The organism is Streptomyces sp. NPDC000134, assembly GCF_042899225.1.
Lineage (GTDB): Bacteria > Actinomycetota > Actinomycetes > Streptomycetales > Streptomycetaceae > Streptomyces.
On the sequence record NZ_JBIAZN010000003.1, the window covers coordinates 242783 to 267858 of the forward strand.

Annotated in this window: 25 protein-coding genes and 1 tRNA gene; 18 read left to right on the forward strand and 8 right to left on the reverse strand. The window is 71.4% G+C overall.

The features are described from left to right. Positions 1-527: 527 nt before the first annotated feature. The 16 genes from ACFY32_RS05915 to ACFY32_RS05990 all read left to right on the forward strand — a co-directional run bounded on the left by ACFY32_RS05915 (position 528) and on the right by ACFY32_RS05990 (position 14657). Positions 528-797: a DUF6284 family protein gene (locus tag ACFY32_RS05915; protein WP_390673506.1), complete on the forward strand. Its 270-nt coding sequence runs from the start codon at positions 528-530 to the stop codon at positions 795-797. Next, positions 794-1243 carry a Pycsar system effector family protein gene (locus ACFY32_RS05920; protein ID WP_390673507.1) on the forward strand — a complete coding sequence of 150 codons (450 nt, stop codon included), beginning with the start codon at positions 794-796 and terminating at the stop codon, positions 1241-1243. The genes ACFY32_RS05915 and ACFY32_RS05920 overlap by 4 nt, the downstream gene beginning before the upstream one ends. Continuing rightward, a complete protein-coding gene (locus ACFY32_RS05925; protein ID WP_390673508.1) occupies positions 1240-1905 on the forward strand; it encodes a GGDEF domain-containing protein in 666 nt (221 codons plus the stop codon). Before ACFY32_RS05920 ends, ACFY32_RS05925 begins: the two co-directional genes overlap by 4 nt. Beyond that, entirely contained in the window at positions 1902-2435 is a 534-nt protein-coding gene (locus ACFY32_RS05930) for a hypothetical protein (RefSeq protein WP_390673509.1), read from the forward strand. The genes ACFY32_RS05925 and ACFY32_RS05930 overlap by 4 nt, the downstream gene beginning before the upstream one ends. Then, on the forward strand, positions 2432-3424 hold the full coding sequence (locus tag ACFY32_RS05935; protein ID WP_390673510.1) for a DUF2637 domain-containing protein: 993 nt from the start codon (positions 2432-2434) through the stop codon (positions 3422-3424). Before ACFY32_RS05930 ends, ACFY32_RS05935 begins: the two co-directional genes overlap by 4 nt. 59 nt (positions 3425-3483) lie before the next feature. Beyond that, positions 3484-4248 (forward strand): phosphoadenosine phosphosulfate reductase, encoded by a 765-nt coding sequence (locus ACFY32_RS05940; protein WP_390673511.1) that lies wholly within the window; start codon positions 3484-3486, stop codon positions 4246-4248. A 139-nt stretch (positions 4249-4387) separates the two neighbouring features. Beyond that, positions 4388-6004 carry a hypothetical protein gene (locus tag ACFY32_RS05945; protein WP_390673512.1) on the forward strand — a complete coding sequence of 539 codons (1617 nt, stop codon included), beginning with the start codon at positions 4388-4390 and terminating at the stop codon, positions 6002-6004. A 1-nt stretch (position 6005) separates the two neighbouring features. Beyond that, a complete protein-coding gene (locus ACFY32_RS05950; protein ID WP_390673513.1) occupies positions 6006-8126 on the forward strand; it encodes a hypothetical protein in 2121 nt (706 codons plus the stop codon). 238 nt (positions 8127-8364) lie between these two features. Beyond that, positions 8365-8670, forward strand: a complete 306-nt coding sequence (locus ACFY32_RS05955) for a hypothetical protein (protein ID WP_390673514.1) — start codon at positions 8365-8367, stop codon at positions 8668-8670. A gap of 13 nt (positions 8671-8683) precedes the next feature. Beyond that, positions 8684-9358 (forward strand): XF1762 family protein, encoded by a 675-nt coding sequence (locus ACFY32_RS05960; RefSeq protein ID WP_390673515.1) that lies wholly within the window; start codon positions 8684-8686, stop codon positions 9356-9358. 16 nt (positions 9359-9374) lie between these two features. After that, complete coding sequence (locus ACFY32_RS05965; protein WP_390673516.1) at positions 9375-9752, forward strand: hypothetical protein; 378 nt, start codon at positions 9375-9377, stop codon at positions 9750-9752. 88 nt (positions 9753-9840) lie between these two features. Next, positions 9841-10050, forward strand: a complete 210-nt coding sequence (locus tag ACFY32_RS05970) for a hypothetical protein (protein WP_390673517.1) — start codon at positions 9841-9843, stop codon at positions 10048-10050. Further along, positions 10047-10943, forward strand: coding sequence for a bifunctional DNA primase/polymerase (locus tag ACFY32_RS05975; protein WP_390673518.1), 897 nt, complete (start codon positions 10047-10049; stop codon positions 10941-10943). Before ACFY32_RS05970 ends, ACFY32_RS05975 begins: the two co-directional genes overlap by 4 nt. A 349-nt stretch (positions 10944-11292) precedes the next feature. After that, positions 11293-12675, forward strand: coding sequence for a phage/plasmid primase, P4 family (locus ACFY32_RS05980; RefSeq protein ID WP_390673519.1), 1383 nt, complete (start codon positions 11293-11295; stop codon positions 12673-12675). 225 nt (positions 12676-12900) lie between these two features. Then, positions 12901-13110, forward strand: a complete 210-nt coding sequence (locus ACFY32_RS05985; RefSeq protein ID WP_390673520.1) for a helix-turn-helix transcriptional regulator — start codon at positions 12901-12903, stop codon at positions 13108-13110. Further along, entirely contained in the window at positions 13107-14657 is a 1551-nt protein-coding gene (locus ACFY32_RS05990) for a tyrosine-type recombinase/integrase (protein ID WP_390673521.1), read from the forward strand. The genes ACFY32_RS05985 and ACFY32_RS05990 overlap by 4 nt, the downstream gene beginning before the upstream one ends. On the opposite strand, the gene ACFY32_RS05995 is transcribed toward ACFY32_RS05990, so the two are convergent. Continuing rightward, positions 14624-14705, reverse strand: a tRNA-Tyr gene (locus ACFY32_RS05995). The two genes, ACFY32_RS05990 and ACFY32_RS05995, sit on opposite strands and share 34 nt — an antisense overlap. A gap of 235 nt (positions 14706-14940) precedes the next feature. On the opposite strand from ACFY32_RS05995, the gene ACFY32_RS06000 reads away from it, so the two are divergent. Continuing rightward, the gene (locus ACFY32_RS06000) at positions 14941-15429 is read left to right on the forward strand and encodes a YajQ family cyclic di-GMP-binding protein (protein ID WP_359189316.1); all 489 of its coding nucleotides are present in this window, start codon (positions 14941-14943) and stop codon (positions 15427-15429) included. Positions 15430-15680: 251 nt separating this feature from the next. After that, complete coding sequence (locus ACFY32_RS06005; RefSeq protein WP_390673522.1) at positions 15681-16940, forward strand: APC family permease; 1260 nt, start codon at positions 15681-15683, stop codon at positions 16938-16940. Between the two features lie 247 nt (positions 16941-17187). Here the strand turns inward: ACFY32_RS06005 and ACFY32_RS06010 are convergent, their stop codons facing one another. The 7 genes from ACFY32_RS06010 to ACFY32_RS06040 form a co-directional block, all read right to left on the reverse strand. Further along, a complete protein-coding gene (locus ACFY32_RS06010; protein ID WP_359189321.1) occupies positions 17188-17580 on the reverse strand; it encodes a YccF domain-containing protein in 393 nt (130 codons plus the stop codon). Beyond that, on the reverse strand, positions 17577-18440 hold the full coding sequence (htpX, locus tag ACFY32_RS06015; RefSeq protein WP_359189324.1) for a zinc metalloprotease HtpX: 864 nt from the start codon (positions 18438-18440) through the stop codon (positions 17577-17579). Before htpX ends, ACFY32_RS06010 begins: the two co-directional genes overlap by 4 nt. Positions 18441-18703: 263 nt before the next feature. Then, positions 18704-20230, reverse strand: coding sequence for an NADH-quinone oxidoreductase subunit N (locus ACFY32_RS06020; RefSeq protein ID WP_359189326.1), 1527 nt, complete (start codon positions 20228-20230; stop codon positions 18704-18706). Further along, a complete protein-coding gene (locus tag ACFY32_RS06025) occupies positions 20227-21801 on the reverse strand; it encodes an NADH-quinone oxidoreductase subunit M (protein ID WP_390673523.1) in 1575 nt (524 codons plus the stop codon). The genes ACFY32_RS06020 and ACFY32_RS06025 overlap by 4 nt, the downstream gene beginning before the upstream one ends. A gap of 6 nt (positions 21802-21807) precedes the next feature. Continuing rightward, positions 21808-23802, reverse strand: coding sequence for an NADH-quinone oxidoreductase subunit L (locus tag ACFY32_RS06030; RefSeq protein WP_390673524.1), 1995 nt, complete (start codon positions 23800-23802; stop codon positions 21808-21810). Beyond that, positions 23799-24239 carry an NADH-quinone oxidoreductase subunit NuoK gene (gene nuoK, locus ACFY32_RS06035; protein ID WP_359189335.1) on the reverse strand — a complete coding sequence of 147 codons (441 nt, stop codon included), beginning with the start codon at positions 24237-24239 and terminating at the stop codon, positions 23799-23801. The genes ACFY32_RS06030 and nuoK overlap by 4 nt, the downstream gene beginning before the upstream one ends. Then, positions 24239-24892: an NADH-quinone oxidoreductase subunit J gene (locus ACFY32_RS06040; RefSeq protein ID WP_390673525.1), complete on the reverse strand. Its 654-nt coding sequence runs from the start codon at positions 24890-24892 to the stop codon at positions 24239-24241. The genes nuoK and ACFY32_RS06040 overlap by 1 nt, the downstream gene beginning before the upstream one ends. Positions 24893-25076: the final 184 nt, after the last annotated feature.

Consider the following 25076-nt stretch of genomic DNA (forward strand, 5'->3'; position numbering starts at 1 on the left):
GCGGTTCGTAAGCGCTCGTTCGACATCTGCACCCCCGGTGGGACGTCTAGGGACTTCCTGACCGTAGCCAGAAGTCCCGAAGCTGTCCATGAACGGGGTGACCAACTCCCCTGACCTGCGGGGACTCTGAAGATACGCCAAGACGTCCCGGCGCGAGACAAAGAGATTGCGTCGCTGTACTTGACGGACCCCCATGCAGCACCTGTAAAACAGGTACTGCTTCGCCCGGACGGAAAGCCCCCAGGGGTGAGTACCAAGGAAGCGCCAGCACCTTGACAACTCCACACAGGGAACTGCCGGTAACCCGTGGTCCGCCTGCCCGAAGGGGTCGGAAACAAGGCGGAGAAGACCGGCGTGCCTCGTACGGCAGCCTGACCGGTTCGAGTCCGGTCCGGGGCACTTCGGCCGCTGGTCAGCGGCCATGCCGCGCCTGATGCGCGGCTTCACCAACAACGGCACGCACCCCCGGAGCAGCCACTCCGGGGGTGCTGTTCGGGCCGTTTCACCTGCGAGGGAGACCACGACCCATGGACCACATCGTCACACTTCAGGACCCTGTTACGGCGTTCGCTCCGTGGATGGAACCGACCGCCGCCGAGCTGGCGGCGATCGAGGAGGAGATGCCCGTCATCCTGGCGGACGTCGACCTGTTGGACGCGCACATCGCCACCCTGGACCGCCCTCCGACCGAGTTGGACGCCCGGCGTATCCGCCGGGCCCGGCGCCGGGCGCTCGCCGCCCGCGCCGCCCTGGTCAATCGCACCACCGGCACGAGCCTGCCCGGGGGTGCCGCGTGAGCGCGTCGACGGAGAAGGACCTGACCGCCGCGCACGCGGAGGTGAAGGCGGAGATCGCGCGGACGGACGCGAAGACCGCTCTGCTGCTGGCGTTCGTCGGCGCCATCCTGGTCGGCGCCTGGACGGTCGCCCGCGACCTGCCGCTGAACCTGGCCGCCGGCATCGTGGGCGGTGCCGGTATGGCGGTGCTGGTCGGCGCGGCGGCTCTGCTGCTGAAGTCGGTGCGGCCGAACCTGTCCGGCCGGCACGGCTTCCCCCTGTGGGCGACCCTCACGGCCGAGGAGATCACGGCGGCGGTCGGCCGGGACATGGCCGCCGACATTGCCGGGCTGTCCCGGTTGGCCGTGGCCAAGTACCGGGCGCTGCGTCACGCGGTTGACCTGATTCGCGCCGGTGGCGCGCTGCTCATCTCCGCGGCGCTGCTCAGCGTTGGGGGTGCGGGATGAGTGAGCTGCTGGCCGCTACTGCTGCTGGTCTTCCTGTGCTGGCGGGCTGGTCGGTGCACGCGCTGCGGTTGACGCGCCGGATCGAGGCCGCTCGCCGGGACCCGTTGACGGGCCTGTGGACGCGGGAGGCGTTCGAGTCCCGGGCCGCCCGCGCGCTCATCCGATGCCCGCACGCGGCCGTGATTCTGGTCGACCTGGACGGCTTCAAGGCCGTCAACGACCAGCACGGCCACGCCGCCGGGGATGTGGCGATCCGCGCCGCCGCCGACGGGATCACGGAGGTTCTCGACCACCATCCGGGAGCCGTCGCGGGCCGTCTGGGGGGAGATGAGTTCGCGGCCGTCGTCCCGCTGGCCAGTCCCGCCGTAGCGCCGTGGCTGGCCGGTGCGCTGCACGGCATCCTCACCGCTCCGTTCCGGCACGCCGGCCGTGACCTGACCGTCGGTGCGTCCATCGGCTTCGCCCTGACCGGCGACCTCCCTGCCGACCAGGGCGGCACGCTGGCAAGCCTGCTGCGGTTGGCCGATGAAGCCATGTACGCGGCCAAACGGTCCGGGGGTGGCTGGCAGCACGCCGCATCCGCACCCCGGTGCGGCACCCACGCCGGTCGGCGCACCGGCCGGCCCGGCACCCACACGACGGACCGCAGGGAGGCGGCATGATCCGCATCATCACCCGGGCCCGTATCGCACAGCTTGAGGACGCTGCCCGCGCCGCCCGTGAGCACGCCCGGCAGGCCAGCGGGGCGGCGAACGAGGCGTTCGGCCAGCACGTGCGGGAGCTGTACGCCGTAACCGACCGTGCGGAGCGGGCGGAAGCTTCCGCCTCGGAGGCGGGCGCGTTCCTGGCCCGCGCGGTGGAGGAGCTGTCGGCGGCGCAGCAGGAGCTGCTGCTGAAGGACATCGAGATCCGTCGCCTGCGCGGGGAACTGAACCGAGGGCCGCGCGAGGGCGAGACGCTGACGGTGCTCATGCGCTACGGCGAGCCGCACACGGTCTACGCCTCCCGCGAGGACGCCTACGCCGACACCGCCACGCACGGCGCCGCCCCGGGCTCCGTGTGGGTGCCCTCCGGTGAACGCCCGGCCGCCGAGTGCACGTGGCGGTGTGAGGCGTTCATCTACGACGCCGCTTCCAACGGGTTCCGCCGCGCGTACATGCCGCCCGCGAAGCCGGTCGGGGGTGCGGCGTGAACGGTGTTCAGACGCGTTCAGCGGAGCGCGCCCTGTCGGGCGGCACGTGGCTGATCGTGTGCGGGGCGATGCTCTATTCGATCCTCACCGTGACCCCGCTGATGGCCGAGCACACGGCCGGCGCATGGGACTGGACCGCCCCGATCCTGCCGCTCGTGGTGGACGCCGCTGTGGTCATCGTGGTCAAGCTCGATGACGTGCTGGCCCGCCTCGGCGGCCAGGGCGGACGCTGGCCCATGGTGCTGCGGTGGATGACCGGGCTGATGACCCTCGCCCTCAACACCGCCGACTCCGCGCTGAACAAAGACCTGGTCGGCGTGGCTGTCCACGCGGTGGCGCCGCTGCTGCTGATCGTCACAGCGGAGACCAGCCTCGCCTACCGCCGCGCCATCGCCGCCGCCGTGGCAGCCCTGGAAGCCCAGCAGCAGGCCGAGCGGGAGCGGCAAGAACAGGCGGCCCGCGAGCGCGCCGCACTGGCCCGCGCGGAGGCCCGGGAGGAGCGCGAGCACGCCGCGCAGTTGGCCCGTGAACAGCGTGAGCACGAAGCCGCGCTCGCCCGGGAGCAGGCCGAGCGGGAGGAGCGGCAGCGCCGGGAGGAGCGGGAGGCCCGGGAGCGGGTGGAGGCTGCGGAGCGGGCCGAGCGTGAACGCCGTGAACGCGAGCGTGAACAGCGTGAACAGCAGCGTGAACGGGCCGAGCGGCAAGCCTCTGAGCGCCGTGCTCGCGAGCGGGCCGAGCGGGCCGAGCGGGAGGCGCGTGAACGCCGTGAACACCAGGAGCGCGAGGAGCGGGCCGAGCGTGAACGCGCCGCCCTGCTGGCCCGCGGCCCGGCCAACGGCAAGCTCCCCGAGGACGACGCCCGCCAGATCGTGGCCGCCGCGTTCAGCGCCGGGCTGTCCGTGCGCTCGGCCGCGGAGCTGTGCGGCTGGTCGGTGGGGTGGGTGTCCACCCGCTACGCCGAACACCGCCCGGAAGGCAGGGCCGCCTGATGAGCGAAACGGCCGTAGTCCCGGTCAGGACGTTCAGCTTCGGCGGTGGCGTCCAGTCCATGGCCGCCCTGGTCCTCGCGGCCCAGGGTGGGCTGGACTACCGCACCTTCCTGATGGCGAACGTCGGGGACGACTCCGAACACCCCGGCACCCTCGCCTACCTGCGCCAGTACGCCCTTCCCTACGCCCAAGAGCACGGCCTTGAGCTGGTCGTGCTGGACCGCGTGATGAAGCGTTCCGGTGAGGTCCGCACGCTGTATCAGGACCTCACCCGCGAGGGCTCACGGTCGCTGAAGATCCCGGTGCGGATGTCGAACGGGGCCCCCGGCACCCGCTCGTGCACGGCCCAGTTCAAGATCAAGGTCATCGCCGACGAACTCAAACGGCGCGGCGCCACGAAGGATGCACCGGCCACCGTCGGGATCGGGATCAGCCTGGACGAGATCCAGCGGGCGAACAACCGGCGCTGCGAGCCGCACGAGCGCATTGAGTATCCGCTGTTGGAGCGCGGTATCCGCCGTATCGACTGCGCCCGCATCATCCGCTCTGCGGGTCTGCCGGTGCCGCCTGAGTCGTCGTGCTGGTTCTGCCCGTTCCACCGGCCGGAGACGTGGCACGACATGCGCCGCAGTGAGCCGGAGCTGTTCGAGAAGGCGTGCCAGCTCGAAGAACTCCTCAACCGGCGCCGCGACGAACTCGGCAAAGACCACGTCTGGCTGACCCGGTTCAACCGGCCCCTGCGGGCCGCGATCCCGGACGGCGTCGACACGCTCCCCTTTGACGAGTGGGACTCCGGCTGTGACTCCGGCTGGTGCATGACCTGACTGGTCCTCGCCCGCTCTCAGCACTGCTGACCTGCGGTCACCAGGAACAGCGTGCCGCATAAGCCCTGTTGGCAGGCCCGGCCAGATCGCCTCCTACAGCCCTGGCCGGGCCCTACTCCCCATAAGGAGTGCTCACAGCATGACGGAACTCAGCACCGAGCCGGTAGCCATCCCGGCCCCCGCCCCGCCCCCGCCACCGGCTCCCGCTCCGGTCGAGCAGGCGCCGGCCGAGACGGGTGTGGAGCACACGCCCGGCGGCTGGCCGGTCGTCCCGCTCGCCCTGACCGGCGCGAACAGCACCGTGGGCATGGTCGCCACCGCTGCCCTGGCCGGCGGCCCGATCGCCGCCATGGTGGCCGCGACCGGAGCCGTCGTCCTCGGCACCGTGGCCGGCAGTCGCAGCCGCAAGACCAACCCCCGCAAGGAAGCCCGCCGCACCGCCGCCCGCACGGCCGGCCGGTCCGCCGCACGCAGCGCGGGCCTGCGCCGCACCGGAGCAGGCACCGCCGGCAGCAGCCGCACCGGCACCCGCTCGACGGGCTCGCGCGCCGGCCGCTCCGGTGGCAAGGCGAGCAGCGGGCCCGGCCAGCACCGCCGTGGAGCAGGCACGACCGCCCGCCACAGCGGCACCGCCGTCGGCACAGCCGGGAAGGCTGGCAGCAAGGCCGGTAGGGGCATGGCCAAGCACGCGGCTGGCGCGGTCGGGAAGGCTGCGGGCAAGGTGGGGCAGGTCAAGGCCCTGCGCCGGTCGGCGCAGCAGGCCGGGCCCGGTTCCCGGGCCGGGCAGCGGGCGCAGACCACGGCGGCCCGCCGCGCGGTCGCGGACGCTCGCCGCAACGCCAAGGCACGCACCGCCAACGGTGGCGGCTCCGGGCTCACCCGCCACGCAGGACGGCGCGGCGGTCTGGGTGGCCGGATGTTCGGCGGCGCTGCCCGTAAGGCCCGTGCTGCACGGGATGCGGCGGTCGCCAAGAACCGTGCCCAGCGGGACGCCAAGACCGCCGGCATGGTCGCAGCCCAGCGGGCTGCGGTGCGTAAGGCGCCGGTCCGGCGGGCGGCGCGGCAGGCGTTGCGCCGGTCCGCTGCCCGTTTCCACGCCCGGCGCCTGCTCGCCGCCCTGCTCGCCCTCCCGCTCGGTTTGCTCGGGCTGGTCACCACGCCTATCGGACGCAAGTTCGATATCCCGTGGCTGATGTACCCGGGCCGTCGCCTGTACCGGCGCATCGTCCGCACCGCCACCGAGCAGCGCGCCCACCAGGATGAGGCGATCCGCCAGGAGCAGGCCGAGCAGGAAGCCGCCGCCGACACGGACGCCACCAAGGACGGCGCCGACAACATCACCGACAGCGTCGAGCGTCCCCCGTCCACCGTTCCCACCAGCACGAACACCCCGACGAGTGAGGGAGAGCACGTGTCCGGTTTCCGGTTCGAAGAGGCCGCTGCCGAGATGGAGCAGGCCGCCAACTCCTACGACCCCGAGAACGCCATGGAGATCCTCGCCATGGTCGAGGGACTGCCCGCCGCCCTCACCTCCGTGGCAAACGTGATGAAGATCCTCGCCGAGCGCTCCGACTCCGAGTTCCCGCTGGAAAAGGAAGTCGCGGACGGCTTCAACGACATCTTCGGCGCCGTCATGAGCGCGGTGGCGGTCGCGGAGGACATGGGCCCGCTGTTCCGCCAGGCCCACGAACAGGACATCGCCCGCCACGAGGACCCCCGCAACGGCACCGAGGCCGAGAAGGGCTGGAACGTCTGACATGAGCAGCACCGCCACCGCCACCACAAAGCAGGCGAGCAGTGGCCCGGTGCTGGACTGGGCGGCCGGTCACGGACCCGTGACCGGCGCCCTGTCCGCCACCACCGGAGCCTTCGCCATCGCCACCACCGGCGCCGCCACCCACATGCCCCCCGGCTGGGCCCTGGCCGTGGGCGCGGCCGGCGCCCTCGGACACACCATCGTCGGCCTGCGCGTCCGCAACACCGGCCGCACCCTGGCCACCCGCGCCGCCTCCTGGCTGGTCGGCGCCGGCTGGACCACCTGGGCCATGACCCACGGCCCCCTCACCTGGGCCGCCCTCGGCTCCCTGGCCACCATGGGCGTCGGCATCGGCGCCGCCGCCCGATCTGCCGCCCTCTTCGAAGAGGCCCGGGAGGAGGAAGCCCTCGCGGCCGAGATGCGCCAGGTCGCTGCCGAGTTGTCGGCGGACCGGCGGGCGATCGCCGCGCAATGGGTCGACCGCATCGCGCGGGTCTGCTCCATCACCGTGCGCGTGGTCGGCGTCGAGCAGTGGGCCACCGGCGCCGGCTACTCCATCGACGCCGAACTTCCCGCCGGCGGCGCCACCTGGAACAAGATCGCCGCCGAGTCCGCGCGGCTGTCCGCCGACGCGCGGTTGCCGCACGGCTGCACCGCCACCGCATCCCCCGGCATCCACCAGGGCCGCGTCATCATCGACGTGACCACCGTCAACGTGCTGGAGCAGGAGCGCACCTACCCCGCCAACTACGGGCCGCTGTCCGTCCACACCGGCATCCCCTGGGGCTACCGCACCAACGCGGAACAAATCCTCGCCTACCTGCGCGAGCAGTGCGCGCTCATCGTCGGCCCCACCGGATCGGGCAAGACCAACATGGTCCACTCGATCCTCGCCGGGTTCGCCCGCGCCGACGACATCCTCACCTGGGTCATCGACCTCAACGCCGGATCGGCCGGCCTGCCGTGGGTGCTGCCCGCCCTCAACGGCGAGATCGACACCCCGGACGGCCAGGCCGTGCGGCCCGGTATCGACTGGCTCGCAGGAACGTACGACGAGGCCATGACCATGCTCGATGTGGCCGTGCGCGTGGCCAAACAGCGCAAGATGGGCTACCAGGACCTCCTGGCCCACGCGAACACGGACCTGCTGCCCATCAGCGCGAAGATCCCGCAGATCATGCTCGTCATCGATGAGGGCGCGGAAATCCTGGCCAGCCCCGACCGGCAGGTCCGCAAACTCGGGGACAAGATCCTGGAGGTCATCCGGATCGCCCGCGCCATGGGCATCCGCACCGTCCTCACCGCCCTCGGAGCCACCGGCAGCGTGCTCAGCAACCTCATGATCCGCCGGGAAGCCAAGGTCCGCGTCGCCCTCACCGGCGGCGAGAAAGAGGGCATGGACCTGTCGAAGATGTTCCCCGGCTCCCGCGGGCTGCGCGTCGAGCAGGCCCCCCACAAGGGCGCCGGATTCATGGGCACCCCCGAGTCCCCGGCCGCCCTGTTCAAAGCCTGGCGAATCCTGCCCAACCAGATCCGGGAGATCATCGCCGCCACCTCCGAACGGCACCCCACTCTCGACGCCGTGTCCGCCAAGGCGGCCGGGCCCGCCTACGCCCGCCGCTGGGACTCCCAGCGCACCGCGTGGATGCGCGACCAGGCCACCACCGATGACGCCGGCACCTTCGGCACGGGCGACTCGGGCCTGAAGCTGTCCGCGCTCAACCGTCCGGAGCAGGCGCCGGTCTCGCCGGAAGACGAGATGCTGCGCGCCTTCCGGGAGCAGATCGACGCTCAGTTCGGCACCGCCCCCGAACCACAGGCCCCTGAGCGGGGCGATGGGCCGCCGGCCGGGGGCGGGCTGAACCTGTCGGCGCTGCGGGGCGAGCAGGACAGCCCCGCCCAGCAGGCCGCGCTGGCGCTGCTGCTCGCCGCCGGCCGCGAGGGCACCGGGGCATCCGCGATCGCCCGCGCGCTCTCCACCGAGCACGGCACGTCCCGTCAGACGGTCGTCGGCTGGCTGCGGGACTGGGTCAAGGACGGCACCGCCGTCCGGATCGGGGAGGGCACCAAGGCCCGCTACGTCCACTGCCAACACGCCCCCGAACCACCCTCCGAGAGCTGACCGCTTGTCGCTTGTCGCCCCCGCCAGAACGCATGTCTCCTACCGAGTCTCAGGGGCACGGGAACGGCTTGTGACCTGCAAGGCGACAAGCGACAAGACAAGACAAGACAAGCGACAAGCCGCACGACAAGCGCGCGACAAGGAAGACGACAAGCCACGCGACAAGCACCACCACCCATCCGAGCGGGCCCGCACCAGCATCTGGTGCGGGCCCGCGGTCCACTCAGGGAGTGTCGAAATGGACCACCGCACCCCGGCGGGGAACATCGCCCCGCACATACCCGCCGCCGACTGGCAGCGCGCGCAGGCCACCGGACAGCCCGTCGTCATCGTCATCAACGACACCCCGGCCGGCATCCCCTGGCGCCGGGCCCTGATCCCGTTCGCGATCGCCGGGGCGGTCGTAACCGGGGGCTGGGGACTGGTCGCCTGCCTCTGCCTCCTGCTCGACGCCGCGGCCCACACCGCCACCGTCATCGCCGGCGCCGCCGGACCCATCGGCATCGGCGGCATCACCCTCCGGCTGTTCCGCAGCAAGCGTTAACAGGAGGGCCGCCATGGGTGCCCCATCTGGCGCTCAGGAACTGCACATCCAGCCGGTGAAGTTCAAGGCCGCGTGCGCATGGGTCGACCAGCACCACCGCCACCACGATGCCCCGCAGGGCCATCAGTTCTCCCTCGGGGTGCGTACCAGTGACGGACGGCTGGTCGGCGTGGCCATCGTGGGCCGTCCCGTCAGCAGGAACTTCGACAACGGGCTGACTGTCGAGGTCACCCGCGTGGCGACGGACGGCACTCCGAACGCCTGCTCAGCTCTCTACGGAGCTGCATGGCGCACCGCCCGCAGCGCGGGCTACCGCCGCGCCATCACCTACACCCAAGACGGTGAAAGCGGCGCCAGCCTCCGCGCCGCCGGCTGGCGCAAGGTCGCTGACCTGCCCGCCCGGCCCGGCTGGAACACTCCCAGCCGTCCCCGTCGCGCGCACGGCACCGAACATGTGGCCCGCACCCTATGGGAGATCACCGCCCGCAACGCGCCGCCCCTGCCGGAGCCGCGTGACGAAACCCGTGACGAAACCCGTGACGAAACCCGCGCCCCGAGAGGGCGCCGGAAGCGCTGCCCGGAGTGCAAGCAGCCGATCACACCAGCCGTCACCGGGCGCCCGCCGCACTACTGCTCTCCGGCCTGCCGGCAACGGGCCTACCGCCGCCGCTCACAACCCTCCTGTTAGGAAAGGACACCCGTCAATGACCGCTGAACTGTGGCCCGTCGTGGGTCGCATCGTGGCCTCGCTGGACAAGGCCAACGGCCGGTCCCCGCACGAGAACGCCGCCCGCGTTCTCAAGGTCGCCGAGGAAGCCGGCGAAGCCGCCGCCGCCTACATCGGCGTCGTGGGCCAAAACCCCCGCAAGGGCTACACCCACGGCCCCGACGACGTGGCCGACGAACTCGCCGATGTCATCATCGCCGCCGCCGTCGCCATGCACTGCTTCGATGACGACCCTGCGACCGTGCTCACCGCAAAGCTCCGCAAGGTCGCCGAGCGGCTGGGCATCCCGTGCGTCTGCGACGACTTCGGCGACGGCCCTTGCCCGCGCCACCCCGACCCCGACCCCGACCACTAGCTACGCCAAGGGCGGACCCTCCCTCTCGCCAAAGAAGCGGGTCCGCCCTTGTCAGCCAGCACCCGTCAAGGAACTGGAGAACTCCAGCATGACTCATCCCGTCGCCTCTGCGCAGGCGGGCGGCAATGTCAGTCTGTGCACCGGCTCCGCCGCGCTCGACCAGGCCGTGAAGGCCGTGACCGGTCTGCCCACGGTTCTGGTCGGTGAGAAGGACCCGGCCGCGTCCAGGCTGCTGGCCATCCACGCCTACACCCTCCTTCTCAACACCCTGGCCGCACCAGTGGAGGCGGCGGCATGAGCGAGCACGAGGAATTGTTGCGCGCCGCGCTCAAAGCCGCCGCACGCGGCTGGCACGTCTTCCCCCTGCGTCCCGGCACCAAGCGCCCCGCCCTGCACGGAGAAGCCAAATGCCCCCGCACCGGACCCTGCTCCGACGGGCACCGCAAGTGGGAGGACCGGGCCACGACCGACCCGGACCGCATCCGCGCGGCCTGGTCGACGGCGCCGTTCAACGTCGGCATCGCCACCGGCCCGTCCGGGCTGCTCGTGGTCGACCTGGACACGTCAGAGCACAAGGGCAATGCGGACGCGCCTTGCGGCGCGACGACCTTCAAGGCGCTCTGCGAGCGCGCCGGGCACGCCGTCCCCGACACCTACCGCACCCGGACCGCGAGCGGCGGAACCCACCTGTACTTCACCGCCCCGACCGGCATCCGGCTGTCCAACACCGCCGGGACGGTGGCCGCTTCGGTCGACACCCGGGCGTGGGGCGGATACGTCGTCGCGGCGGGCAGCGTCACCCCGGCAGGACGGTACGAGACCGTGTGCGGCTCTGTACCGGCCTCTGTGCCCGGCTGGCTGCTGAGCATCCTGCGCCCGGCTCCCGCGCGCCCTGCGGGCCCGCTACGGCTGCCTGCGGTGGACGGCAGCCGCGCCGCCGTGGCCGCGCTGGAAGCCGAATGCGCCGAGGTTGCTGCTGCGCCCGAAGGGCTGCGGAACACGACCCTGAACCGTAGCGCCTTCAAGGTGGGGCGGTTCGTCGCGTGGGGCGACCTCCCCCGCCACGTGGTGGAGGTGGCCTTCCAAGAGGCTGGTCAAGGGGCGGGGCTCGCCGATGCCGAGTGCCGGACGACGATCCGCAGTGCCCTGGACAGTTCCCTGCGCACCTGCCGGCCACGGGAGGCGGCATGACCACACCCGCCGCCCCCCGCTTGGAAGGCCGACCCTCACCCCCGACCGGCCCGGATGCCGCCCGACCGCCCACACCCGGTCCGGCCGTGGGCGAGCCAAAAGGCGCCGCCCGTCAGGGCGTCCGAACTGCTGTTGGTTCTGACCCGCACGCCGGCGACGGCCGGCACCCCGTCGCGTGGTTGACCATCCGCGCCCCGTACGGGGCAACGCCATCCGCCGAGTCGGTCTGTCTGTGCGGCAGGAACCTGCGCGCGTTCGGAAAGGCCCGTGTGCTGGCTCTGCTCGCTGACCACGGTGCTCACCGCACCGCCTGCCCGCTCCGAACTCCGCAGGAAGGGAGGACGGCCGCATGACCGAGCTGGAGGAACTGCCCCCACCCTCCAACCCCCTGGCTGTCGCCCGGCGTCTCCTGCCGGACTGGCAGACCGAGGACGGGCGTCTCGTGTGCCGGCACTGGCGTGGCGCGTGGATGCGCTGGACGGGCACCTGCTGGCGCGAGCTGGACGAAGCGCAGATACGCGCCGCCATGTACACCCGCCTCGAACACGCCATTTACATGACCTTGGGCAAAGACAACAAGCCCCAGGTACACGACTGGGCACCCACGAAGCAGAAGATCGGCAACCTGCTGGACGCCCTGGGAGCCATCACCCTGCTGCCCACGGACACCGACCCCCCGACCTGGATCGATGACCAGGGCGACACCGGGCAGGACCACGGCCCCATCGTCGCCTGTGAGAACGGGTTGCTGCGCATCCGGGACCGGGCGCTGCTGCCGCACGGGCCCGGCTTCTTCAACCTCGTCTCCGTACCCTTCGCCTACGACCCGGACGCCACCGCGCCCACCTGGGAACGGTTCCTGGCGCAGATCTGGCCGGACGCCCCGGACGCCATCGCCGCGCTTCAGGAATGGTTCGGCTACGTCCTGTCCAGCCGCACCGACCAACAGAAGATCCTGCTCATGGTCGGCCCGTCCAGGTCCGGCAAGGGCACCATCGCCCGCGTGCTGAAGATGCTGGTCGGCAAAGAGAACCTCGCCGGCCCGACCCTGGCCGGTCTCGGCACCAACTTCGGACTGTCCACCCTGGTCGGAAAGCCGCTCGCCGTCATCTCCGATGCCCGGCTGTCCGGCAACGACAACAGCCAGGTCGTCGAACGGCTGCTCACCATCTCCGGTGAGGACACGATCGACATCGACCGCAAGTACCGTCAGCCCTGGACAGGGAAGCTGCCGACCCGGCTGATGATCCTGTCCAATGAGCTGCCCCACTTCGGGGACTCTTCCGGGGCCATCGCCCGCCGTTTCATCCTGCTCAACATGACTGTCTCGTGGCTGGGCAAGGAAGACCCCGCCCTTACGGATAAGCTCATCGCGGAGATGCCCGGCATCATCAACTGGGCTCTTGACGGGCTGGCCCGGCTGGAAGCCACGGGTCGGATCACGGAACCCATCTCCAGCCGCGAAGCGGTCACAACCATGCAGGACACCGCTTCGCCCACGTCCGCGTTCCTGCGGGAGCGCTGCACCATCGGCCCGGCCTGCACCGTGCCCGTGGACACCCTGTGGACCGTCTGGCGTGAGTGGGCCGAGGACAACGGCGTCCGCGCCGGCAACAAGCAAGTCTTCGGCCGCAATCTGCTCTCCGTGGTGCCTCAGCTCAACCGCAGTCGGCCACGCGCCCCCTCGGGCGAGCGGATCGCCACGTACAACGGCATCGCTCTCGCCGGTTGAGCCCACATTCCGCCGGGTCGCGGCCCATCGCGCCCCAACCTCTCTGAGCTGGGTCTTTCCTCAGCCTCGTCTCACCCCATCGCGGCCCACACCGCACGGACGTGGGCCGCGATGGGCCGCACAGAGACGCCGTAAAGCAGCAGGTCACAAGCTTGGGCCGCGATGGGCCGCGACCTTCAGCAATGTGCCGCGAAGTGTTCCGCCTCTCAGGCATGGAGATCCCGCATGACCACGCCCACCCGGCGCCGCCGCACTCCGAAAGACGAGTTGATCCCCCTGCCGAAAGTTCTGGAAGAACTCGGCATCAGCCGCCCGACTTGGTACCGCTGGCGTGACCGTGGCCTTACCCCCGAGGCTCGCCGCACACCGTCCGGCCGCATTTGCGTACGCCGCAGCGTCCTGGACGCCTTCAAGGACGACTTGGAGGCCGCGTGACCGAGTGGAGCTACACCGTCAAGTTTTGGGCCATCCGAAAGCGCAACTACCGGAAGCCGTACCAACTGCGCTGGATGGTGGGCACCCGCGAACACGCGGAGTCGTTCCTCACTCAGGGCTTGGCCGACAGCCGCCGGTCGGAACTCATGACGGCGGCCCGGAAGGGTGAGCCGTTCGACGTGGAGAGCGGCCTCCCGAAGTCCGTGGTCGACCAGAAGCGAGACATCTCCTGGTATGAGCACGCGCGCAACTACATCGCGATGAAGTGGGACGACTCCCCCGGCAACACCCGGCGGACGTTGGCCGAAGCCATGGCGACCGTGACGCCGGCGTTTGTGAAGGACACCAAGGGCATGCCCGACGCCCAGACCGTACGGAGCGCTCTGTACGGGTGGGCGTTCAACAAAAACCGGTGGGAGGAAGAGCCGCCGGCTGAGGTGGCGCAGGTGCTCGCCTGGTTCCAACGGAAGTCCCTGCCCACGTCGGCCCTCACGGACCGGCTCTTGGTGAAGGCAGCGCTCAGGGCCCTCTCCAAGCGGCTGGACGGGAAGACGGCGGCCCCGGGGACAATCAGCCGCAAGCGCGCGATCTTCTACAACTCCCTTGAGTTCGCGGTCGATGCCGAGTTGCTGACGGACAACCCGTTGGACCGCGTCAAGTGGAAGGCGCCCGAGCAGGTCACGGAAGAAGTGGACCCGGCATGCGTCCCGAATCCGGCGCAAGCCGCCAAGCTGCTGACCGCCGTGCGCGATCAGAGCAAGCGGGGGCGCCGGCTCACCGCGTTCTTCGGCTGCATGTACTACGCCGCCGCGCGGCCGGCGGAAGTGGTCGGCCTACGGGTCACGGACTGCGATCTCCCCCGGCGGGGGTGGGGCGTGCTCCGGCTCCATGAAACCCGCCCCCGATCCGGCACCGCATGGACGGACAGCGGTGAGGCGCACGAGAAACGGGGCCTGAAGCACCGCCCCCGGAAGGCAGTGCGGCCCGTGCCGATTCCGCCGGAATTGGTCGCGCTGCTGCGGTGGCACCTCACCGCGTACGGCACGGCGCCGGACGGTCGTGTCTTTCAGACGCTGCGGGGTGGACTCGTGCAGGACACCGGATACGGGGAGGTATGGGCTGAAGCGCGGTCCCGCGCTCTGACGCCAGCCGAGTTCCACTCTGCTCTGGCCAAGCGGCCTTATGACCTTCGTCACGCCGCAGTGTCGACGTGGCTCAGTTCGGGCGTGGAGCCGCAGCTCGTGGCAGAGCGGGCCGGCCACAGTGTGGCGGTCCTGTTTCGGGTGTACGCCAAGTTCCTGAAGGACGGCGACGACGCGGCCAAGCCAAGATCTCCGCACGACTGGAGAGGAGCGTCTGACGCAGCGGGAATCCTGTCCGCGCTCCGTCCGCAGAGTCCGAGACGGGGCGTTCGAACGCGAGACAGGGTGAGACACCCGGCTCTTCGGAGCGGCGTACGGCAAGAGGCCCGTGACCTGCTGAGACAGCAGGTCACGGGCCTCTTGTTCCCGTGTGGCGGCGCCAGGATTCGAACCTGGGAAGGCTGAGCCGGCAGATTTACAGTCTGCTCCCTTTGGCCGCTCGGGCACACCGCCGGGGTTCGCTGCCCTTCGAACCGCCTTGCGGCGGTGCTCCGTGGCAACGACGTAAACAATACCCGATGGGGAGGGGTGCTTCGCCACCTGATTGATCTGCGCCGGGAGGGCGGCGGGTGGCTAGGCTTGTCCGGATGCGGTCCGGGCTCTCGCCCGGTTCGGCGGCCGTCCACGTATGCCGGTACGGGCCCGACACGCACCCTGACACGCACCCAGATACAAGGAGCCACAGGACATGGCCGACTCCAGTTTCGACATCGTCTCGAAGGTCGAGCGGCAGGAGGTCGACAACGCCCTCAACCAGGCCGCCAAGGAGATCTCCCAGCGCTACGACTTCAAGGGCGTGGGTGCCTCGATCTCGTGGTCCGGTGACAAGATCCTGATGGAGGCGAACTCCGAGGACCGGGTCAAGGCCATCCTCGACGTCTTCCAGTCCAAGCTGATCAAGCGGGGTATCTCGCTGAAGTCCCTGGACGCGGGTGAGCCGCAGCTCTCCGGCAAGGAGTACAAGATCTTCGCGTCGATCGAGGAGGGCATCTCCCAGGACAACGCGAAGAAGGTGGCGAAGATCATCCGCGACGAGGGCCCGAAGGGCGTGAAGGCCCAGGTGCAGGGTGACGAGCTGCGGGTCTCCTCCAAGAGCCGGGACGACCTCCAGACGGTGATCGCCCTGCTGAAGGGCAAGGACTTCGACTTCGCGCTGCAGTTCGTGAACTACCGGTGACCCCGTGAGCGCCGCCGGCCCGGCGGTAGCAGAGCCGGGACGGGGTGGGTACCGGTGCGGTGCTCGCCCTTCCCGCCCGCCCGTCGACCGGCCGGCCGGCCGCGGTCCGGGGTGTTCTGGTCGCGCGAGTGGCCGAGCAGCCGGCGTCAGGCGGTCAGGTTCGTAGCTGCCGGGCACGAGTTCACGTGCTCTTGGTCCGACGGACGTCATGCCCGCCCCCGGTGGTTGCGCCGGTCAGTAGGGTGCGGCGCATGACACCTGGGGCTTCGGACCTGCGGCGCACCCTGGGCGTGGGCGACGCCGTGGTGATCGGGCTCGGTTCGATGATCGGGGCCGGGATCTTCGCCGCCCTGGCGCCCGCGGCCCGCGCGGCGGGGTCGGGGCTGCTGCTCGGGCTGGCGGTCGCGGCCGTGGTCGCCTACTGCAACGCCACCTCCTCGGCTCGGCTGGCCGCTCGGTATCCGGCCTCCGGCGGCACGTACGTCTACGGGCGCGAGCGGCTCGGGGAGTTCTGGGGTTACCTCGCGGGCTGGTCCTTCGTGGTGGGGAAGACGGCCTCCTGTGCGGCGATGGCGCTCACCGCGGGCGCTTATGTGTGGCCTGGGCAGGCGCACGCCGTGGCGGTCGCGGCCGTGGTGGCGCTGACCGCGGTGAACTACGGCGGCGTCCAGAAGTCCGCGTGGGTGACGCGGCTGATCGTGGCGGTGGTGCTGGCTGTCCTCGCTTCCGTGGTCGTCGTGTCGCTCGCCTCCGGCCGCTCCGACGCGGGGCACCTGGACGTGGGGGCGTCCGAGGGCGTCGGTGGCGTCCTGCAGGCCGGTGGTCTGCTGTTCTTCGCGTTCGCCGGGTACGCGCGCATCGCCACGCTCGGCGAGGAGGTGCGGGACCCGGCGCGCACCATTCCCCGCGCGATCCCCCTGGCCCTGGGCATCGCGCTGGTCGTATACGCGTGTGTCGCGGTGGCGGTCCTCTCCGTGCTGGGGCCGGCGGAACTCGGGCGGGCCACGGCGCCGCTGGCCGACGCCGTCCGCGCGGCCGGCGCGCCGGGGCTGGCGCCGGTGGTGCGGACGGGCGCCGCCGTGGCCGCGCTGGGCTCGCTGCTGGCGCTGATCCTGGGTGTCTCGCGGACGACGCTGGCCATGGCCCGGGACCGCCATCTGCCCGGCGTGCTGGCAGCGGTGCACCCGCGCCGCCGGGTGCCGCACCGGGCGGAGTTGGCCGTGGGCGCGGCGGTCGCCGTCCTGGCCGCCACGGTGGATGTGCGGGGCGCTGTCGGGTTCTCCTCCTTCGGTGTACTGGCGTACTACGCGGTGGCCAACGCCTCGGCGTGGACGCTCGACTCGGCTCCGGCCGCGCGGCTGGTGCCGGTGGTGGGGCTGGTCGGGTGCGCGCTGCTGGCGCTCGCCCTGCCGGTGGAGTCGGTGGCCGCGGGGGCGGGGGTGCTGGTGCTGGGCGCGCTGGTGTACCGGGTGCGGTGGCGGGGACGGCGGCGGCGTACGGTCGCGCGCTAGACCCCTCGGGCTCATCGCCTCGGCGTCGGCCTCGTGCCTCAGCTTCGCGGGCTGCGGGCAGGGTGCGGGCCGTGCGTGGGGGGCCTTAGGGGGTAGGTATGCGGGTCCCGGTCGTGGTTCGGGGTGGTGTGTGGGTGTTCGCGGTCATGGGTTCATGCTGCCGGACGCCACTGACATCCGGGGCGGCCTGTGGATAACTCGGTGGTTGTGGACGACACCGTCACCCGGAGGCAGTGGTGCCGTCCGCTCAGCGGGCCGTGAACGGCTGGTCGGTGCGGACGATGTCGCGGCCGAGCGGGAGCAGTGAGACCGGGATCAGCTTGAAGTTGGCGAAGCCGAGCGGGATGCCGATGATCGTGACGCACAGGGCGATGCCGGTGACGATGTGGCCGAGAGCCAGCCACCAGCCCGCGAGGAGCAGCCAGAGCACGTTGCCGACGCAGGACGGGGCGCCCGCGCCGCGGCGCTCGACCGTGGTGTATCCGAAGGGCCACAGCGCGTAGACGCCGATGCGGAAGGCCGCGATGCCGAACGGGATGCCGATGATGGTGATGCAGAGCAGCACGCCCGCGAGCAGGTAGCCGAGGAACAGCCAGAAACCGCTGAGGACGAGCCATATGACGTTCAGGATGGTCTTCACTGGTAGCGACCTGCCATCTTTTCCAGTCGGGCGATACGGTCCGCCATCGGTGGGTGGGTGGAGAACATCTTCGAGAGTCCCTGACCCGGGCGAAACGGGTTGGCGATCATCATGTGGCTGGCCGTCTCGATGCGGGGCTCCGGAGGCAGCGGAAGCTGCTTGGTGCCCGCCTCCAGCTTGCGCAGGGCGCTGGCGAGGGCGAGCGGGTCGCCGGTGAGCTGGGAGCCGGAGGCGTCGGCCTCGTACTCCCGGGAGCGGCTGATGGCCAACTGGATCACGGTGGCGGCGAGCGGGCCGAGGATCATGATCAGCAGCATGCCGAAGAGGCCGGGGCCGTCGTCGTCGTCGGAGCGGCCGACCGGGATCAGCCAGGCGAAGTTGACCAGGAACATGATCACGGAGGCGAGGGCGCCGGCGACCGAGGAGATGAGGATGTCGCGGTTGTAGACGTGGCTCAGCTCGTGGCCGATGACGCCGCGCAGCTCGCGCTCGTCGAGCAGGCGCAGGATGCCGTCGGTGCAGCAGACCGCGGCGTTGCGCGGGTTGCGGCCCGTCGCGAAGGCGTTCGGGGCCTCCGTCGGGGAGATGTAGAGGCGGGGCATGGGCTGGCGGGCCTGGGTGGAGAGGTCGCGGACCATGCGGTACAGCCCGGGGGCCTCGAACTCGCTCACCGGGCGGGCGCGCATCGCGCGCAGCGCCAGTTTGTCGCTGTTCCAGTACGCGTACGCGTTCGTGCCCAGGGCCACGAGGACGGCGACGACGAGACCGGCCCGGCCGAAGAAGCTGCCGATGACGATGATGAGCGCGGACAGTCCCCCGAGGAGTACTGCGGTCCTGAGCCCGTTGTGCCGGCGGTGCACGGTACGCCCTCCAAGTGGTGCGGCAGGGGAACCCTTTGCTTGCTGGTCTGCTCGCGGTGGTTGCTTCCCGGTCTGTCGATGCCACCGGTCCCGTGGTGTCACGTCCAGTGGACCCTCCCGTACTGGTCAACGCCAGGCGACGGCCACCAGTTCCCCGGTGGGCACGGCGGCGCGCCGGGCCCGTCCGGGTGACCGGCACGGGGTACGGCACACGCGCGTGGCGGACGGGTGCCCCACGCGCGTGTGGTCAAGACGGACTCGGCTCAGAAGAGGCCGGTGTCGGCGAAGCGCAGCACGAGCTGGGGCGCTCCGGAGAGGGCGACGGCCAGGACCGCGGTCACGGCGATCGCGGCGGTGAGCGGGGCGGGCGCCGGGTGCCTGCGGGGCTCGCCCCCGGGCGCGGCACGGAACAGCAGAGCCGTCCACTGGAGGTAGTAGTACAGCGCGATGACGACGTTGACGGCCATGACCACGGCGAGCCAGCCGAGGCCGGCGTCGACGGCCGCCGAGAAGACGGTGACCTTGGCGAACAGGCCGATGATGCCCGGCGGCAGTCCGGCCAGGCAGAGCAGGAAGAACGCCAGGAGCAGCGCGGTCAGGGGGCGGGAGGCGTACAGGCCGCGGTAGTCGGAGAGACGGTTGCGGACCTTCGTACGGCCGACCAGGGCGGCCACCGCGAAGGCGCCGAGGTTCACGGCGGCGTACATGAGGGCGTAGGCGACGGTGGAGCCGATGGACCGCTCCGGGTCGTCGGAGTACGCGGCGGCGGCGATCGGCACCAGGAGGTAGCCGGCCTGTCCGACGGACGACCAGGCGAGCAGGCGTACCGCGCTGTACGCCCGCGTGGCGCGTTGCCGGAGGGCTCCGGCGTTGCCGACGGTCATGGTGAGCGCGGCCAGGGCCGCGAGGGCCGGTCCCCAGACGTCGGCGTACGACGGGAGGGCGACGACGGTGACGAGGATGAGGCCGGAGAAGCCGACCGCCTTGCCGACGACGGACAGGTAGGCGGCGATCGGCAGGGGGGCGCCGACGTAGGTGTCGGGGACCCAGAAGTGGAAGGGCACGGCGGCCGTCTTGAAGGCGAAGCCGACGAGGGTGAGGACGACGCCGGTGTGGACGAGGGTGGTGAGCTGCCCGTCGACGTCCTGGACGCGGTCGGCGATGCCGGTGAGGTAGAGGGTGCCGGTGGAGGCGTACACGAAGCTGATGCCCATGAGGCTGACCGCGGTCGCGGTGACCGAGGACAGGAAGAACTTCAGGGCCGCTTCGGAGGAGCGCCGGTCGCCGTGCCGCAGGCCGACGAGGGCGAAGGCGGGCAGCGAGGCCACCTCCAGGGCGACGACGAGGGTCGCCAGGTCGCGGGAGGCGGGCAGCAGGGCAGCGCCGGCCGCGGAGGACAGCAGCAGGAACCAGTACTCGCCCTCCGGCAGTCCCCGGTCGGCGTCCTTCAGGGCGGTGACCGACAACAGGGCGGCCACCAGCGCCCCGCCGAGCACCAGGAACTGGATGACCAGGGTGAACGGGTCGGCGACGTAACTGCACGCGCGTGCATCGCCGGTCAGGCAGAAGGTGGCGCGGTCGCCGTCCAGCAGGGGCAGCAGCAGGAGCAGTGCGGCGGCGAGGCCGGCGACCGCAGCCCAGCCGAGCAGTGCTCTGCGGCGCCCGCCGACGAAGAGGTCGGCGACGAGGACGGCGAGTCCGACGACCGCCGCGACGGTGGGCGGCGCGACGGCGAGCCAGTCGACGGACTGGACCAGCGACGCGGCCAGGGGCTGGGCCAGGGCGCTCATCGGGGGCCTCCTGCGAGGAGCTGCTGCACGGCCGGGTCGGTCAGGCCGAGGAGGGCCTTCGGCCACAGCCCGGCGACGACGGTGAGGGCGACGAGCGGGGTCCAGGCCGCGAATTCGTAGCGGCGGACGTCGGGGAGGTGCGGGGTGTCCTCGCCGGTGACGCCCATGCAGACCCGGCGGACCACGATCAGCAGGTACGCGGCGGTCAGCAGGGTGCCGAACGCGGCGATAGCCATGAAGGTGAGGAAGGCGGGACGGCTGAGGCCGGCGGCCGGGTCGAAGGCGCCGAACAGGGCCAGCATCTCGCCCCAGAACCCGGCGAGGCCGGGCAGGCCGAGGGAGGCGACCGCGCCGAAGGCGAGCAGGCCGCCCAGGCGCGGCGCCCGGCCGTAGAGGGCGGCGCCGGTCTGCTGGGCGAGGGTGTCGAGGTCGGTGCTGCCGGTGCGGTCCTTCAGCGCGCCCACCAGGAAGAAGAGGAGGCCGGTGATGAGGCCGTGGGCGATGTTGGCGAAGAGGGCGCCGTTGACGCCGGTCGGTGTCATGGTCGCGATGCCGAGCAGGACGAAGCCCATGTGGCCGACGGAGGAGTAGGCGATGAGGCGTTTGAGATCGCCCTTCGCGCCCCGTCTGGCCAGGGCCAGGCAGGCCAGGGACCCGTAGATGATGCCGACGACGGCGAACGCGGCGAGGTAGGGCGCGAAGGTGCGGAACCCGTCGGGGGCGACGGGGAGGAGAATACGGACGAATCCGTACGTACCCATCTTCAGCAGGACGCCGGCCAGCAGGACCGAGCCGACGGTCGGCGCGGCGGTGTGGGCGTCCGGCAGCCAACTGTGCAGCGGCCACATCGGGGTCTTGACCGCGAGCCCGATCCCGACCGCCAATACGGCGATGACCTGCACGGATGTGGTCAGCGACCGGCCGTTGTCAGTGGCGAGTGCCATCATGTCGAATGTGCCCGCCCTCAGACCGATCAGGAGCAGGCCGAGCAGCATGACCACGCTGCCGAGCAGTGTGTAGAGGATGAATTTCCAGGCGGCCTCGGTGCGGCCCTCGCCGCCCCAGCGGGCGATGAGGAAGTACATCGGGACGAGGACCATCTCGAAGGCGAGGAAGAACAGCAGCAGGTCGAGGACGGCGAAGCTGGCGAGGGTGCCGGACTCCAGGACGAGCAGCAGTGCGACGAAAGCCTTCGGGGTCGGCCCCGGGGGGAGCTTGAAGTACGTGTAGAGCGCGCAGAGGAAGGTCAGCAGCGCGGTCAGGACCAGGAGGGGGAGGGAGATGCCGTCGATGCCGAGGTGGATGCGCACGTCGAGTGCGGGAATCCACCTGATGTCCGTCGTGGCCTGCATCCTCGACGGGTGGTCGTGGTCGAAGCCGAGCGCGAGGACGATCGCGGCGATGAGGACGGCACCGGTGACGGTGACGCCGTGCCGCAGCACGGCCTGCTCCGGTGACTTCCCCTTCAGTCCGGGCGGCGCGGGCAGGAGAGCGGCGGCGGCGCCGAGCAGCGGGCCGACGACGACGAATGCCAGAAGGAACTGCATCACGGACTCGTTGATATGGATCACGCCTGCTCACGCTCCCGTGGCGACGAGGACGGCGGCGACCGCGAGGACGACGGTGCCGGCGAGCAGCGCGCTCACATAGGTCTGCACATTGCCGGTCTGGGCGCGGCGTACGGCGGCTCCCAGCAGGCGGGGAAGGGTGCCCGCGCCGCGTACGTAGGTCTCGACGACCTCGCGATCCAGGAACCGCACGAGGCTCGCGCCGGCCCGGACCGGGCGGACGAAGAGGGCCGTGTACGCGGCGTCCAGGTGGAAGCCGACGGCCGCGTGCCGGTGCAGCGGGCCGAGCAGGAGCCGTCCGGGGTCGGCCGGGTCGGGCGCCTGGGCCACGTCCCCGTAGGCGGACCGGTGGCTGGCGATGGCCTCGGCCTCGACGCTCCCCGCGTCGCCCTCGGGGTGGGCCGCGACCGCGCCCAGCGGGACCCGGTCCGCGCGTGCGGTGGTGTGCCGCCAGGCGCCGTAGGTGACGATGCCGCCGGCCAGGGCCACACCCGTGCCGAGCACGGAGGTGGTGAGCGCCGGGGTGAGGTCACGGCCGTCGAACCAGTCGGGGAGCAGGCGGAAGGCGAGTCCGCCGAAGGCCAGGGACGGGATCGCCAGGACCCACAGCACGGCGTTCATGGCGACCGGCTGCCTGCCGTGGTCGGGGGCCTCGGTGCCATGACCGCGGAAGGCCAGCAGCCACAGCCGCGTCGCGTACGCGGCGGTGAGGAGGGCGGTGAGCAGACCGGCGAGCAGCACGGTCCAGCCGGCGGCGGCCGGGGTGTGCTCGGTGTGACCGCCGACCACGTGTTCGGCGGCGCCGAGGACGGACTCCTTGGAGAAGAAGCCGCTGAACGGCGGGATCGCGGCGAGCGCGAGCAGCGCCACCGTCATCGTCCAGTAGGCGTCGGGGACGCGGTGGCGGAGGTTGCGCATCCGGGACATGGCGGCGAGCGAGTTGGTGCCGGCGGCGTGGATGATCACGCCGGCGGCGAGGAACAGCAGCGCCTTGAAGGCACCGTGGGACAGGAGGTGGAAGACGGCGGCGCCGCGGTCGGCGACGGCCAGGGCACCGGTCATGTAGCCGAGCTGGCCGATCGTCGAGTAGGCGAGGACGCGTTTGATGTCGTCCTGGGCGAGCGCGGCGAGCGCCGAACCGATCATCGTGACCGCGGCCATGACGGCCAGCACGGCCATCGCGGCCCGTGAGGATTCGAAGACCGGGAGGAGCCGGGCGATGAAGTAGACACCGGCGGCGACCATCGTCGCGGCGTGGATCAGCGCGGAGACGGGGGTGGGGCCCGCCATCGCGTCGGGGAGCCAGGTGTGCAGCGGGAACTGCGCCGACTTGCCCGCCACGCCGGCCAGGAGGAGCAGGGCGGTCAGCGTGGGGTGGTCCAGGCCGCCGCTCGCGACGGTGCCGAGGATCTTGGTGATGCGGAAGGACCCGGCGTCGGTGGCCAGGGCGAGCAGACCGATCAGGAAAGGGACGTCGCCGAGCTTGGTGACGAGGAACGCCTTGAGGGAGGCGGCGCGGGCCTCGGGCGTCTCCCAGTAGTGGCCGACCAGGAAGTAGGAGCAGATGCCCATGATCTCCCAGCCGACCAGCAGCACCATCAGGTCGCCGGAGTAGACGACGAGGAGCATGGCGGAGGTGAAGAGGGAGACGAGGGCGGCGTAGGAGGGGTAGCGCGGGTCGTCGCGCAGATAGCCCGTCGAGTAGATCTGCACACAGGTGGCGACCACGGCGACCAGTACGGCGACGAGGGCGGCGAAGCCGTCGATGTGCAGGGCGAGTTCGATGGGGACCGAGCCGGTGGGCGTCAGCTCCGTGGTGGCGTCGAGCGCCCGGCCGCCGCCCTGGCGCGCGGCGACCACCACGGCGAGGACGAACGCGGCGAGGGTCGGGACGACGGCCAGCGGGCGGACGAAGCCGGGTGCCGTGCGGCCCAGGAGGAGGCCGGCGGCGGCGCCCAGGAACGGGAGGAGGGGGACGAGGACGGCGAGGGTGGTCGTGCTCACGTGGTGGCCTCAGCCTTCTCGGCCTGCCCGGACCGCTCGGCCGTGCGGGCGTCGTGGTCGGGGCCGTCGTCGGGATCGTCGTGGCCGGGGCCGTCGTGGTCGGGGTCCTCGGGTCCGGGGGGTTCGGCGGTGTCGCGGAGCCGGTCGATGTCCGCGGTGCCGCGGTTGCGGTGGACGGCGAGGACGATCGCCAGGCCGATGCCGATCTCGGCGGCGGCGATGGCGATGGTGAACAGGGTCAGGGCCTGTCCGGAGTGCAGGGTCTCCTCCGCGGCCTTGCTGAGCCAGACGTCGAAGGCGACCAGGTTGAGGTTGACGGCGTTGAGCATCAGCTCGACGGACATCAGGACGAGGATCGCGTTGCGGCGGGCGAGGACGCCGTACAGGCCGGTGCAGAAGAGGAGGGCGGAGAGGACGGCGGGATAGGCGAGGTGCATCAGCGGACACCGCCCTTGCCGGTGCGGGTCTTGTCCGAGCCGGGTTCGGCGGTCGCGTCGGGCTTGGTCTTGCGGGAGAGGACGATCGCGCCGACCAGGGCGGCGAGGAGGAGGACCGAGAGGGCCTCGAAGGGGAGGACCCAGTTCTGGAAGAGGCTCGCTCCGGTGACGGCGGTGGAGCCGGCGGCCGGGCCGTCCAGGTCGATCCAGGTGGTGCGGAAGGCGTCGACGACCACCCAGACGAGGGCCGCCGCGGAGGCGACGGCCACGGTGAGGGCGGCCCAGCGGTTGCCGGAGTCGGCGTCCGGAGAGCGGCCGATGGGGGCCCGGGTGAGCATCAGTCCGAACAGGAGGAGGACGACGACGGAACCGACGTAGATGAGGACCTGCACCCAGGCGATGAACTCGGCGGTGAGCAGGAGGTACTCGACGGCCAGGCCGCCGAGGGTCACCACGAGCCACAGGGCGGCGTGCACGAGCTGCCGGGTGGTGACGGTGACGAGCGCGGCGCCGAAGGTGACCAGGCCGACGAGGACGAAGGCGATCTCGACGCCGGTCGGGGAGAGGAAGCCGTGGGTCTCGGCGGCAGCCGAGGCGGTGGCCGAGGCGGTGGCGTCCGCGGCGAGGCGGCCGGCGGTTGCGGAGAGGGTCATGCGTCGCCCTCCTGGTCCGGCCGGGGCTGGTCGGTCTGCTGCTTGGAGTCGCCCGCGGGACGGGTGGGCCGCTCGGCGGCGCGGGCCTGCTCGGAGGCGTGCGGCTCGGTGGCGTGCGGCTCGGTGGCGTGCGGCTCGGTGCGGGGGCCCGTGCCGGTGCCGGGCACGGTATCTCTGCCGGTTG